General features: G+C 35.3%; 10 protein-coding genes. 1 reads left to right on the top strand and 9 read right to left on the bottom strand.

The window, feature by feature from the left end; all coding sequences use genetic code 11:
- Positions 1–31: 31 nt before the first annotated feature.
- From BB050_RS20635 to BB050_RS20605, 7 genes are all read right to left on the bottom strand, one after another.
- The gene (locus BB050_RS20635; protein ID WP_066034946.1) at positions 32–1,174 is read right to left on the bottom strand and encodes a cytochrome-c peroxidase; all 1,143 of its coding nucleotides are present in this window, start codon (positions 1,172–1,174) and stop codon (positions 32–34) included.
- A 134-nt stretch (positions 1,175–1,308) separates the two neighbouring features.
- Positions 1,309–2,793 (bottom strand): hypothetical protein, encoded by a 1,485-nt coding sequence (locus tag BB050_RS20630; protein WP_066034945.1) that lies wholly within the window; start codon positions 2,791–2,793, stop codon positions 1,309–1,311.
- Entirely contained in the window at positions 2,762–4,219 is a 1,458-nt protein-coding gene (locus BB050_RS20625; RefSeq protein ID WP_236940384.1) for a RagB/SusD family nutrient uptake outer membrane protein, read from the bottom strand. Before BB050_RS20625 ends, BB050_RS20630 begins: the two co-directional genes overlap by 32 nt.
- 4 nt (positions 4,220–4,223) lie before the next feature.
- Complete coding sequence (locus tag BB050_RS20620; protein ID WP_066034943.1) at positions 4,224–7,586, bottom strand: SusC/RagA family TonB-linked outer membrane protein; 3,363 nt, start codon at positions 7,584–7,586, stop codon at positions 4,224–4,226.
- A gap of 10 nt (positions 7,587–7,596) precedes the next feature.
- Complete coding sequence (locus BB050_RS20615) at positions 7,597–8,700, bottom strand: FecR family protein (protein ID WP_066034942.1); 1,104 nt, start codon at positions 8,698–8,700, stop codon at positions 7,597–7,599.
- Between the two features lie 67 nt (positions 8,701–8,767).
- Complete coding sequence (locus BB050_RS20610) at positions 8,768–9,367, bottom strand: RNA polymerase sigma-70 factor (RefSeq protein ID WP_066034941.1); 600 nt, start codon at positions 9,365–9,367, stop codon at positions 8,768–8,770.
- 321 nt (positions 9,368–9,688) lie between these two features.
- On the bottom strand, positions 9,689–10,015 hold the full coding sequence (locus BB050_RS20605) for a DUF1810 domain-containing protein (protein ID WP_335583304.1): 327 nt from the start codon (positions 10,013–10,015) through the stop codon (positions 9,689–9,691).
- A 467-nt stretch (positions 10,016–10,482) separates the two neighbouring features.
- On the opposite strand from BB050_RS20605, the gene BB050_RS20600 reads away from it, so the two are divergent.
- On the top strand, positions 10,483–11,232 hold the full coding sequence (locus BB050_RS20600) for a 4-hydroxy-tetrahydrodipicolinate reductase (protein ID WP_066035249.1): 750 nt from the start codon (positions 10,483–10,485) through the stop codon (positions 11,230–11,232).
- Positions 11,233–11,440: 208 nt separating this feature from the next.
- Here BB050_RS20600 and BB050_RS20595 read toward each other — a convergent pair whose 3' ends face one another.
- Positions 11,441–12,187 (bottom strand): succinate dehydrogenase/fumarate reductase iron-sulfur subunit, encoded by a 747-nt coding sequence (locus tag BB050_RS20595; RefSeq protein WP_066034940.1) that lies wholly within the window; start codon positions 12,185–12,187, stop codon positions 11,441–11,443.
- 71 nt (positions 12,188–12,258) lie between these two features.
- Positions 12,259–14,169: a fumarate reductase/succinate dehydrogenase flavoprotein subunit gene (locus BB050_RS20590; RefSeq protein ID WP_066034939.1), complete on the bottom strand. Its 1,911-nt coding sequence runs from the start codon at positions 14,167–14,169 to the stop codon at positions 12,259–12,261.
- Positions 14,170–14,189 lie beyond the last annotated feature (20 nt).

The following is a 14,189-nucleotide window of genomic DNA, read 5'->3' as shown; positions in this document are numbered from 1 at the left end:
TTTGTGGCAAAATACAAATTGTATAACTAATTTATTTTGGCATTTCTGGAGTGATAATTCTTCTTGTTGGAGTACTTAAAGTTTCAATAAAAGCTAGTAAATCGCTTATTTCTTCTTTGCTTAAGTTTAATTTTTTAAGTGCAGGATCCACTTTTGGAATCAAAGAATCGCGAGCAGTTCCTAGATATTTTTTCTGCACAGGAGAAGGATTTCCTAAATTGTATAATTCGACCACGTCCAATAAAGTTGGAAAATGTCCATGATGCATCCATGGTCTTGTGTTTACAACTTCACGAAGAGTTGGGGTTCTAAATTTGCCAATATCTTTTACATCTTTAGTAACATTGTAACGTCCGAAATCTTCATTTTTGGTTCCGAATAAAGTCTGCCCGTCATTATGAAACTGATTGTCGCTGAAATAAGGCGTATTGTGGCAGTTGATACATTGTGCTTTGGTTCTGAACAAATGCATTCCATTTACTTGCTGATCGGTATAAATGTCTGATTTTCCGCTTACAAACTGATCAAATTTACTTTTCGGACTATTAATCGATCTTTCGAAAGTAGCAATAGCGTATTGAATTCGCTCTAAAGTCACTTTTTTGTCTCCAAAAGCCTCCGTAAATAAAGAATTGTAACCTTTTATTTTTGCAATTTTGTCAACAGCAATCGTCAATTTTTCATTCATTTCTAAAGGATCCTGAACAGGAAACTGCGCTTGATCTTCAAGACTTGACGCACGTCCATCCCAAAACAGGGAAGTGGCATACGCCGAATTTAAAATGGTCATCGAATTGCGTTTTCCGGTTTGCCTGTCGTGGCCAAATGAACGCGTTAAATTATCTGTCCAGCCCAGTTCAGGATTGTGGCACGAAGCGCATGCAATTTGTCCGCTTTGCGATAATCTTGGATCAAAAAACAAAATCTTACCCAAACTTTCTTTTTCTTTTGAATACGGATTATAAGCAGGATAAGGAACAGCGGGTAAAACGCCAATATCCTGAAATTTAGATTTGTCTACACTTTCATGTAATTCTGCAGCAGGCCATTTTGATGAGTCTCCGCTGGAATAGATTTTTCGTAATTCCTGAATATCAATGTAATTAGGATTTTCCACGCTTTTGTATGCCGTCAAGCATAGCAGGAATAGGAGAGGGAAGATTAGCTTTTTCAATTCTTTTTGGTTTTTGTTTCATCCCGATAGCTATCGGGACAGGTTTCAATTTGTCACGGAACTTTGTTGAAGTTTTAAATTTTGACAAAGTTCACTAGGTAAAACATTCATAATTTATAACTCACAATTCATAATTATAACGTAACTTCTTTAGGACACGGAATGCTCAATGCCGTTGGTTTTGGATATGTTCTATTGTTGTACATTCTGTATTGTGTTGACACTGTTCCTCCAAATAGTTTATCATTTGTCAGTTTTAATTCAAATGAGATTTCATATAAGCCATTGCTGATTTCTTTGTATGTACCTTCGCCAGAAATGGCAATAACATGAGTATTTGTTGCACTTGATCCGATTGTAATGTCTTGTGGAATTACTAAAACAGTTCCTTCGGTTTTGCTGTTTCCGTTTGCAGGGAAAAATTCCAAAGCAGATTTAATATTGAATCCAGGAGAAATTGCAGCTGAGTTGCTTTCGTTAGAAAACCATCTTTTTAAACCAAAAGAATTTACTGTATTGGTTCCGCTCGCAACGTTAAACCCGATTTTGAATGCATCGTGATACACATCGTCATTAGGATTTGTTGTTCCTTTATCGCTATATAATATAGCATTCGGATCATCTTTTGTAACTACAACAGGAAAAGTCAGAGCGTTGAAAGTTTGCCAAGTACAAGTGGTTCCGTTGCTAAACCAATGTTCTCCATAAGTCAAATAAAACGCATTTGTAGGATCGGTAAATTTTGATGCTGGATTTGCCTGAATATCTCTTAGAGATTTTATCGGTTTTACAATTGTCAGATTGGTGTTTCCTGTAGCAGTGTAATTAGGAATATTTATTAAAGTAATTTTTGATTCGTAACGGGCATCATCATTTTGCAGATCTTCTAAAAGAGTTAAATGATATGTTACAGAACTTCTGTTATCGCCAAAATCATCGCGCGTTAAAGAATATTCAAAACCGTTTTGAAATTTGAAAAAATTAGCATTTTTAATTTCTTCAGGGAAAAAGCCATTAGGGAAGTTCACTTCAAAATCAATTGTTTCGCCTACTTCACCTTTGACATTATATTGCGTTACAGGGAAAGTGTAGTTAGTTGCAATTGTTCCCAAATCAATTTTGAAAGTATTGTTTGGATATGCTGTGTTTAAATTTCCGATATGAATATCAGGATCAGAAACCGTTTCGAGTTTTAGATTGATGCTTTGGTTTGCAACCCATCTTTTATCAAAAGAAACATAAATGGTATCTGTTAATTTACTGCCTTCAAATACTAATTGATTTAATGGATTAACAGTAAAACTTTCGTTGTCTCCAGTTGAAGAAACCGCACTGAAATTTGTGGTTACCGCACTTTTTAAGGCACGAGTAGTTAAAGCAACTGGAACTTTTAGGGTTTTTACAGAACTATTTGTATATGTGGACTGAGGTACTAAAACAGAATTTACCGTAGGATATTCTAACGGAATATTATTGCTGTTTACCAAGAAGTTAAATCTTAAGTACGGGTCAATCTCAGAGCCTAGTTTGTAATCATCTTTTGAGCAGGAAGCCAAAAGTAATGCTGCTGATAATATGCTAAATATCTTAATAGGATTCATTTTGCTGTAAGTTTTCATTAAGATTAATATTGGATTGTGGGATTGGAAGCACAAATTTTAGAGATGGATATTTCATACCGCAGTTTGTAGAAATACACCCGTCATTTCTTGAAATATCTTTGTGATTACGCATTAGATCAAAAAACAAATGTCCTTCAAAGCAAAGTTCTTTTCTTCTTTCTAAAAGTATTTCTTCTTTTAGGTTTGAAGTGTTTGTAAGTAAAGTGGCATTAGCACGCGCACGAATTGTATTGATGTCTTGCATTGCAATTGTATACTGGTTGTTTTCTAGCGCTGCTTCGGCACGAATTAAATACATCTCGCTAAGTCTAAAGGCTACATAACCAGCATTATCTTGAAATTTCCTTGTAAAATTGTATGGGAGAGGAGTTAACAGCCCATTTACTAAAGTTTGAAGATTAACCGTTAGAAATAATTGCTTTCTGATGTCATTATTCTCATAAAGGTTTACAAGATCATTTGAAGCAACATACTTTGCATATGTATTTGAATTGTAGCCAAAATAACTAGCCATTGAAGAGGTTGCTGCGTTTTCGGCATCTTTTGGAATTGAAAACTCTAGTAAAGCCTCAGAAACAGGAAGATCTGGTTGCGCCCATTGTGCAATATAATTTTCAGAACTCATTAATTGGAATCCCGAACTTGTAATTACATCATTTGCTGTTTCATAGGCATTTGTCCAGTCTCTTTTGTACAAATAAATTCTAGCTAATAGTGCTTTTGTATTGTTCCTGTTAAAATAAGAATAGGTCGGTCCAGCCATTGAAGGATTGTCGGTATAATTTTCTATAGCCAATTTAAGATCTTCAATAATAAGTGAATAAGTAACCGCAAGCGTTTCCCTCTTTGGATATTTAAGTCCCTCTTTTATGGATTCTTTATTGTACACAATACCCAAATGTGAAGCATTTGAAGTATAAGAATAGTTTTGGCAATAAACTTGCGATAACAAAAAGTGGGCATACGCTCTTATGGTTAAAGCTTCGGCTATTATCTGTTTTTTTTCGGAATCAGTTGCATCAGTTAATTTAGGCGTATATTCTAAAAGTAAATTAGCCTGATTAATGATACTGTAATTGCCACTGTAAAAACTAACAAAATTACTTGTCTCTGCAGTATCTTCAAAAGAGTACACTTCTCTAATGTTTACTCCTGAGGTAATCTGCCCAGCACTATTTCCAGATGAGGTAGGTGTAAATTTTATATTCCCGCCTTGTAAATCAGAATAAACAGCAAAACGTTCACCTCTCACATTAGCTTCTACATCGCGGTAAAGTCCTTTTAGAGCGATTAAAACCCCTTCTTTATTTTGTAAAAGTTCATCTATGGATGTTTGGGTTCCAGGCTCTTGTTCCAGAAAATCACTACAGCTTTGTAATGAAAAAATCAGAATTATTATTGTTATGTATTTTAAATATTTCATCGTTTTAAAATTTTGCATTTACACCAAGCGAAATTGTTCTTGCCTGTGGATAGATAAAACTAAATTCTCGAATTCCATTCATTCCTTTTGGACTTTTTTCCTTGTACCAGTACAATACATTTGTAGCATCAGCAAAAACGGCAAGTGAGTCTAGAAATATATTTTTGATTGGCACATTATAACTCAAGTTAATATTGCTTAGTCTTACATAAGTAGCATCGTAAACATATTTACTCAAATTTGCAGTGACTGGTACAATTGTTACAGCAGCATAAGGCACAACATCTCCTGGATTTCTCCAGTGATTATAGGCATTTATAGAAAGATTTCTGTTTGAAGTATTCGAATATTTATCAATTACAGCATCCGAAGCAAAGAAATCACCCCCTAATTGAAAATCTCCTCTAAAAGTTAATGCAAGATTTTTGTAAAATGTAAAGCTATTGTAGAATCCGCCATAAGCTTTTGCTTGAGTATCTCCAATTGGTTCCCAATCAGCAATAGTAAATAAAGATTTGTAAGTTGCAAGATCATAAACTTGTCCATTTTTTGTAACTAAATCTCTTCCTGTTGCTGGATCAACGCCTACCCAGTTTATTCCCCAAACTGTAGTTGAACTGTAACCAATTTTTTGGGCTAAAGCTAGTTCGGCTGTAGAAAAATCGCTTCCTAAACCTTTTAAGTCAGTCACTTTACTATCGACAGTAGAAATATTAAAAGCGGTAGTCCATTTGAAATTATCATTTTTTATCCATTTAATTCGAGTTTGAAATTCTAATCCTTGATTATACATGCTTGCAGCATTTAATTGCATAGAATTGTAACCAGTTTCAGTAGGAATATCTCTTGTAGTAATCATATCGCTTTTGTTGTCACGATAGTATTCAAGTGTAAATTCAATTCTGTTAAAGATATTGAAGTCAATTCCAGCATTGAATTTTGTGTTCTTTTCCCAGCCTAAATTTCCGTTTGGTGCGTAACCTGGAGTTGCGCCTGTACCGCCATTATAGTTGTTTTGAACGTAATTATATAATCCTTTTGAACGATATGAACCAATTCTAGAGTTTCCTGTTGTACCGTAGCTTGTTTTTAATTTTAAGAAATTCACCCAGGAATTATTGTTAAAAAAGCTTTCATTACTTATAATCCAGCTTGCTCCAGCGCCTCCATTATTGGCTACATCATTATCATCTCCAAAAACAGAACTTTGATCACGGCGGAAATTAGCTAACAAGTAGTAACGTTTTTTATAATTATAATTGACTTGTGAAAACAAAGAAACTCTTGAATTATAGCTAATTTCATTTCCATAAGTCTGGTTGCTTGTAGATTCATCCACATTAGGAGTTAACGGATTATCATCTCGCATTGCATTAGAGACAGGATTTATAACATTTGGATTTACGAAACCTATCCCAGATTGATAGTGAAAATCAGTTTTATCTTCAGAAAGTTCAAAACCTACAACACCGTCAATGGTGTGATTTTCATTAAGTTGTTTATCGAATAAAGCTTGACCCTGCCAGTTCCATTTCGTTGCATTTCTTTGGTTCAAAAGACGTCGTCCCCATCTTGGATAAGTAATATTATCTAAGACAAAAGTTCCTGTAAATTGACCGCTTTCGTTCTCAGCAGAAAAATAACGATCCTGGTCTTTATCAACATAATCCATTCCGAAAAGAGTAGTGAATTTCAAGAAATTATTCAGCTTATACGAAATACCAAGACTTCCTAAAATACCATAGGTATTGGCTTCATTTTTATTCTGCTCGATTGCCGCTAAAGGATTTCCTCTCGTCATACCACTGACTCCTAGATAAGAATAAGAACTATCAGCGTTGTATGGAGACAGAGTAGGGAGGTAAGCAAAAGAATAAAAAATATTAGGAGCATCTTTCTGGATATAACTAGGGTTCAGCATTAAACTAATATCTAATTTTCCAGAGCTATATCCAAGATTAATTCCCGCATTCAATTGTTTGGTGCTGTTGCCCATTTGCGGTTCGTCAATTTTGGTATAGCTGATATTGGTTCGGTATGAAATTTTTGATGTAGAACCAGAAACATTAAAATTGTATTTATTAAAAATCCCTGACTTGTTCAAAAGTCTAAACCAATCTGTACTTACACCATTGTAAGTAAGCGGCGCAGTTCCTGGAGAAGTATTTTTCAAAAATTCATTTCGTAGCTCTGTGTACTGCTCGCCATTAAGATATTTAATCTGATTAATGGCAGATGAAATACCTAGCTGATTAGAGAAACCAAACTGAGTTTTTCCTTTTTTTCCTTTTTTAGTGGTAATTAAAATTACTCCATTTGCTCCGTCAGCTCCATAAATTCCAACTGCAGCGGCATCTTTAAGAACCGATATTGTTTCAATAATTTCTGGCGCAATTTTCATTAAAGGATTTCCGAAATTTTCAGTAAAATCTCCATTTCCGCTAAAATAAGCACTGTCAATACCATATTCTTCACCCATAATCACTCCATCAATAATGATAAGAGGCTGGCTGGATGTACCAATACGTGCTCCAGATAAAGAAGGTAAAGTTCCTTGTCCGCGGATGTTAATTTTAACTGGTCCGCCAACACCAGAAGTATTTTCGACCAAAACCCCTGCAATTTGTCCTGTAATCATTTTGTCAAAACTTTCAGAAGCCTGTTCAACTGCGATGTCTTTTGCCTGTAAAGTCGAAATACTTCCGACAATTTCTTCTTTTAATTTTGTAGTTCCATAAGAAGAAGTAATGATAACAGGATTCAATTCATCTGTAACTTCTTGAAGATAAAAAACAAATTCTTTTTTGTATCCCGCTGTTTGTGATTGTGGTTCCATTCCTAAATAAGCAACTTCAAGAATCTGATCCTTAATGTTTTCACCTTTTAGTTCATAAGCAAATTTTCCATTTGAATCGGTTATGGCACCCATTCCAGTTCCATTTACGCGAATAGTGGCACCAGGAAGAGGCTGTTTGTCTTTTGCGCTGTAAACTGTTCCTTTAATCATCCGTTCAGTTTCCTGGTTACCAGAATTAGATTTATCAACTCGAGTCGCGTCTGTCAATAAAACTTGCTTTTTCTGAATGTAGTAGGAGATATTCGTACCTTTCAGCAACTTCTTTAAAGCTGTTTCTAAGGTGGCATTATTGACATCTAAATCAGCTAATTGATCGGTATCTATTTTTTTTGCATTATAAATGATTCTAAAATCACTTTGTTCTTCAATAGATTTGATAATTAGGCTTATAGGTTTATTTTTTACGTGTAATGTTATGAGTTTATTCTGAGAAAATCCTTTAAATCCAGATAAGAGAATGGCTAAGAAAAACAGAATTTTTCTTAAAAAGGGCTGTATCGTAAATGTCATGGTTATGTATTTATCGCGGATTGGTAATTGTAATGGTTTTTTGGTCAATTGAATAATTAAAAGGCGTGTCACGCTTTAGAAGATCTAAAATGTTTTCGACACTAGATTCGCTAATTTTAATTGTACCTGTGAAATTCTGTTTGGCCAAATCAGAATTTTCGTTGATAATTTCAACATCATAAGTACGCTGAATAATTTTAGCGATTATAGAAAATGGCGTGTCTTTAAAAGCAAGCTCACCTTTTGTCCAGGCAACATAAAAGGCTGGATCGACTTCTTTTACAGCCAGTTTTTTCGAGTTATTCTGCCATGTTGCCATTTGATTTGGTTCTAACAGAATAACGTTGGTAGAATTAGCAGCTTCAGACATTCGAATGCTTCCCTCAATTAATGTACTATTAACTGTAGGGTTTTCAGGATATGCGCTCACATTAAAGGTAGTCCCGAGAACTTCAATATCTGCATGATTTGCATGAACGATAAACGGATGCATTTTATCTTTTGCCACTTCAAAAAATGCTTCACCGGTTAAGTATACATCTCGGTTTCCATTTAGACCAAACTGTTCTGGATAACGTAAATTTGTTCCCGAGTTTAAACTCACAATAGTACCATCTGAGAGTTTAAGTTTGAAACGTTTTCCGTACGGAACAGAGAGGGTGTTGTAAATCACTTTTTGATCTGCGACTTTACCAAAATAAACAATTTCATTCGGAAATTTTTTGGCAATCAATTCGCCTTTATCATTTAGCAAAGCAGTCTGAGCTTTTCCAGATAAATATTCCAGACGGCCGTCGCCCAATTCCAGAACAATTTCTTTTGGATTTTCAGTTGTTTTGTTCAATAAGAAAATAGTCGTTCCTAAGCCCATAAATACTAAAAATATCGCAGCGTACTGTACATACTGTCTGATTTTATTTTTGGGTTGCATCTGGATTACCGGAGCGGTTTCAATAGATAAATCAGAAGAAAGAGTGGTTAATGCCCAGATCTTCTTAGCCTTTATAAATTGATTTTTGTTTTCGTCAGATGCCTCGATCCAGTCAAAAAGTGCCTGAACTTCTTGTTCCGAAGCTTCATTTGAAAGGTATTTGCTTATTATTTCCGATGTCATGTCTGCTTTTTTAAACTTCTCACATTGTAAGTACACCTCAGAATTAAAATACCCTATCTTTTTATTCTTAATTATTATAAATAAGGATAAAAATCAAGAACAAATAATCAGACAATCTGGTCTTTAGAATTTTTAAAGCCTTTGTCATGTGGGCTTCTACGGCTTTTAGCGAGACTCCCAATTCTTCGGCGATTTCTGCATTTTTTTTATTTTCAAAGCGTTTTTTAATAAAAACTTCTCTGGTTTTTGGAGGCAGATAGCTGATAGATTCCTGAATAATGCGTTCTAGTTCGGTTAATTCTAGAGGGTCGAACTGAATTGAATTTAAAACTTCAATATTCAATTCTCTTTCTTTGTGGTTTAAGAGGTCATTTTTGAATTTGTTCTTCACTTTGTTGTGGCGGATCAAATTCAAGCATTTTGATTTGGCATAAGTAAACAAGAAAGCTTGGATTCCGTTTATAGATTCCACATTTTCTCTGCTTTGCCATAGGTGTAGTAAGGCTTCCTGAGCCAGATTTTCAGCTTCGTCCTGATCATAAATAAACTGAATGCTGAAAGACTGGATTCTCTTAAAATATTTATCGTAAAAAAACTTGAATGCAGTTTCGTCGCCTTCCTTAAAGGAATGGAAAAGATCTAATTCGAAACGGACATTCTTATTCATTAAACGAAATTTACTTTGGAAAAAGCAATATTAAGTAAATTTTAAAAACAACTCAATTTTGCTCAGAAAGCGGCAAATATAAAAGTTTATTTATATTAATTCTAAATAAAATAAAAATAAAGATGTTTCTTGAAAAAATTATTCAGAATAGGTTTATTTATGTACTTGTTTAACCGCTTATTTTAACCGCAAAGTGCGCAATGGTTTATTCTATGTAATGCTTAATTAAAACGCAAAGTTCGCAAAGCTTTGGCAAAAAAAAACTTTGCGTTCTTTGCGTATCCCGATAGCTATCGGGATTTTGCTCTTTGCGGTTAAATATCAAAGATTGCTATACAATAATTGCAGTGTATGAAAATCAGACGAACCATCGAAGTATTTATGGAGCACTTCCTGAAAAATTGGTTCAGTATTTTGAACGCTGGCAAATAAAGTCATACAAGATTGAAGATTTTCTACATCTATGCTTTCAAAAATATCTGATACGTTTTCTTCTTTTTTAATTAATTCAGAAGTAATTTCTAAAAGATGTTTTCCTAAAATGGGATGTTCAAGAAAAGCAATTGCTTCGTCGGCATTTTTGATTTCGTAAAATTTAGATGTATCGCTCGAACCCATTCCTTTTATTTGAGGAAAAATAAACCACATCCAAGGAGACTCTTTTTTACCATTTTTTAATTTCGTCTAGAGCTGTTAAGTACAATTTGTTTTGAGCATCTAAAAAACGAAGTAATCCATTGTTATTGTAAGCCATTATTTACGATATTAATTTGGGGATATCAGGTCATAAATCTAGTCAAAATATGTTTACTTGTATAGTGCGAAACTTATTTTTTAAAGCCAATTTTTAACATTTTAAATGAGATAATTTAAAAAAGCAATTTGCTGTAAAATTTTATGCTTTTATAGTACATTAACAGATAAAGTTGTATTAATTAATTTTTTAATTGTTATAAAAAGCATTTTTAATTGGTGGTTCTGTTATGACTTTTCTATTTTTATAAACAGACGGTTAAAAAACTGTCCGAAAAAATAAAATTAGACTTGATATTGGCCATCTTACAATATCAATATTTTCAACCGGGCAAGCTTCGCCCATAAAAAAATAAATGCTTATGAAAATAGGATTAATCGGATTCGGAAAAACTGGAAAATCAGTAGCTTCAATATTATTAGAAAATAAAAAATTCTGTTTAGAATGGGTTTTACGCCAAAGTACGGTTTTAGAACACAGATCGGTTCCAGAATTTTTTGGAGTGCAGTCAGAAGAACCCGGCTTAATCTATTCTAGTTCTAAAACTTCTATAGAAGAATTATTAGAAAAACATCCTGTTGATGTCATTATTGATTTTTCGTCACATCAAGGAATATATACATATGGAGAAGTAGCTGCAAAAAAGCAAGTAAAAATTATTTCTGCTATTTCACATTATAAAGATAAAGAGTTGGCTTTCCTGAAAAAGCTTTCGAAAAAAACTACTGTATTTTGGTCACCAAATATTACTTTGGGAGTGAACTATTTATTGTTTGCAGCCAAGTTTTTAAAGAAAATTGCACCTTGGGTCGATATTGAAGTGAATGAAGAACATTTTAAAACGAAACAAGGAACATCTGGAACAGCAGTAAAAATAGCAGAAGCGCTAGATGTCGATAAAGAAAATATCAATTCGGTTAGGGCAGGAGGAATTGTCGGTAAGCATGAAGTTATTTTTGGTTTTCCTTTTCAAACCGTGCGTTTAATTCATGAATCGATTTCTAGAGAAGCTTTTGGAAACGGAGTTATTTTTGTGGCCGAAAATCTTAAAGAGAAAGAAAAAGGATTATATAATTTTGAAGATATCCTGACGCCTTATTTTACGGTGTAGTTTTGCCACGAAGACGCTAAGGCACAAAGTTTTTATACGGATTTTTTTGTCTTCCTGAGCGGAGTCCAAGGATAAGCGCAATGTATTTAAAGTACAATTGAATCTCACAATCCCGATAGCTATCGGAAGCAGAGGCGCAAAGTTTTTAAAATTTAAAAAACTAAAAAAAGAAAAGCTTTGTGGCTTTGTGCCTTTGCGACAAAAAAACTTACTTCCTAAAAGTCAAAGCCTTCATATACTCCAAATTCATTTTAGCAATTGAAAGTACCGAAATTCCTTGCGGACATTCTATTTCGCAGGCTCTAGTATCCGAACACGCACCAAATCCTTCTTCATCCATTTGTTTTACCATTGAAACGGCGCGTTTAGGTGCTTCTAATTTTCCTTGCGGTAAGAGCGCTAGATGCGTTATTTTGGCGCCAACAAACAAAGCTGCGCTGGCATTTTTGCATGAAGCAACACAGGCTCCGCATCCGATGCAGGCAGCAGCGTCAAAAGCAGCTTCGGCGGTTTCATACGAAATCGGAATGCTGTTGGCTTCGGGCGCCTGACCCGTCGAAGCGCCAATAAAACCTCCTGAAGCAATAATGGAATCAAATGCTTTGCGGTCAATTTTCAAATCGCGTAAAACGGGAAAAGCTTTTGCTCGAAATGGTTCAATATAAATAGTATCTCCATCTTTAAAACTTCTCATGTGAAGTTGGCAGGTTGTAGTGTTTTTAAGAGGTCCGTGAGCACGTCCGTTAATCATAACCCCACATTGTCCGCAGATTCCTTCACGGCAATCATGATCAAACTCTATTACGCGTTCTCCCTGTTGAATAAGAGACTCATTTAAAAGATCCAGCATTTCTAGAAACGACATATGTTCTGATACTCCATCAATTTCATAATCGGTCATTTCTCCTTTTGTAGAAGAATTAAACTGTCGCCATATTTTTAGATAAAGTTTCATAGATAATTATGAATTATGAGTTATGAATTATGAATTGTTAATTAATAATTTACAATTAACAATTCACCATTTTATTTATAGCTTCTCACTGCAAGTTCTACCGATTCAAAGGTTAAAGGTTCTTTATGGAGTTCAGGTTCATTATTTACTCCTTTCCATTCCCAAGCCGATACATAACAGAATTCATCGTCGTTACGGACAGCTTCTCCATCAGCGGTTTGATATTCTTCTCTAAAATGAGCCCCACAGGATTCTTCACGCTGTAAGGCATCGTAACACATTAATTCGGCCAATTCTATATAATCTGCAATTCGTCCCGCTTTTTCAAGTTCGCTGTTTAAAGTGTTATCGCCTGTAATTCTGAGGTCTTTTTCAAATGAAGCTTTGAGTTCTCGAATTTCGACTATTGCTTCTTCCAGTTTTTCTCTGCTTCGCGAAAGACCGCATTTTTCGTACAAAAGACGTCCGATTTTTTTATGGAAATAATCTGCAGAAAGTGTTCCGTTGGTATGTAAAAAACGATCCAGCTGTCTTCTCACTGTTTTTTCAGCTTCTTCAAATGCGGGATGCGAAATATCAGGTTTAGGCAAATTCAATTCGCCTGCCAAATAGTTCGGAATAGTGTAGGGAGCAATAAAATAACCATCGACACAAGCTTGAAGCAGTGAATTTGCCCCAAGACGATTTGCTCCATGGTCCGCAAAATTAGCTTCACCTAAAGCAAACAAGCCTGGAATCGTAGTCATAAGCTCATAATCGACCCAAAGTCCACCCATGGTAAAATGAGCCGAAGGCGAAATCAGCATCGGTTCTTTGTAAGCGTTTATGCCTGTAATCTTTTCGTACATAGCAAAAAGATTACTGTATTTGGCTTCTATTTTATCTTTTCCCTGCGCTTTTATGGCATCTGAGAAATCGAGATAGATGGCATTTTTCATAGGTCCAACGCCATGGCCGGCATCAATTCTTTCTTTTGCGGCTCTTGACGAAATATCTCTTGGAGCCAGATTTCCAAATGAAGGATAACGGCGCTCTAAATAATAATCACGCTCTTCTTCGGGAATGGCATTTGCATTTCGGTCATCTGCGGCTTTTTTTGGAACCCAGATTCGTCCGTCATTTCGAAGCGATTCAGACATTAAAGTCAGTTTGGATTGATTTTCACCATGCTGCGGCAATGAAGTAGGATGAAATTGAATCCAGCTTACACCAGCCATAAATGCGCCTTTTTTGTGCGCGCGCCAAATGGCAGAACTGTTACAGCCCATAGCTAAAGTAGACAGATAATATACTTTTCCGTAACCGCCAGAAGCCAGAACAACAGCATCTGCAGCATGGCGTTCCAATTTGCCAGTTTCAAGATTTCGTGCAATTATGCCTTTGGCTTTGTCATCAATGACCACAAGTTCGAGCATTTCGTGACGGGTGTACAAAGATACTTTTCCCAAAGCGGCCTGACGTTCCAAGGCTTGATAAGCTCCTAATAAAAGCTGTTGTCCTGTCTGTCCTCTAGCATAAAAAGTTCGAGAAACCTGAACGCCTCCAAAAGATCTGTTGTTTAAATATCCCGCATATTCCCTTGCAAAAGGAACTCCTTGTGCTACAGCATGATCAATTAAAGCGGCAGAACATTCGGCCAAGCGATAAACATTGGCCTCACGAGATCTAAAATCGCCGCCTTTTATAGTGTCGTAAAACATTCTGAAAGTGCTGTCACCATCATTTTTGTAGTTTTTGGCAGCATTTACGCCACCTTGTGCAGCAACAGAATGCGCACGTCTAGGAGAGTCCTGAAAACAAAAAGACTTAATATTATAGCCTTGTTCTGCCAGCGATGCAGCGCATGAAGCTCCTGCAAGACCTGTACCCACGACTATAATATTAAGTTTTTTCCGATTTGCTGGATTTACCAGCTTAGCTTTCGATTTATAAGTACTCCATTTTTCTGAAAGTGGTCCTTCGGGTATTTTTGATTCCATCATTTTTATTGTTTTAAAATGAA

The organism is Flavobacterium anhuiense, from assembly GCF_001705175.1.
In the GTDB taxonomy this organism is placed as follows: Bacteria; Bacteroidota; Bacteroidia; order Flavobacteriales; family Flavobacteriaceae; genus Flavobacterium; species Flavobacterium anhuiense.
The sequence above is the reverse complement of the archived record's forward strand: the minus strand, read 5'-3'. Positions and strand labels throughout refer to the sequence as shown.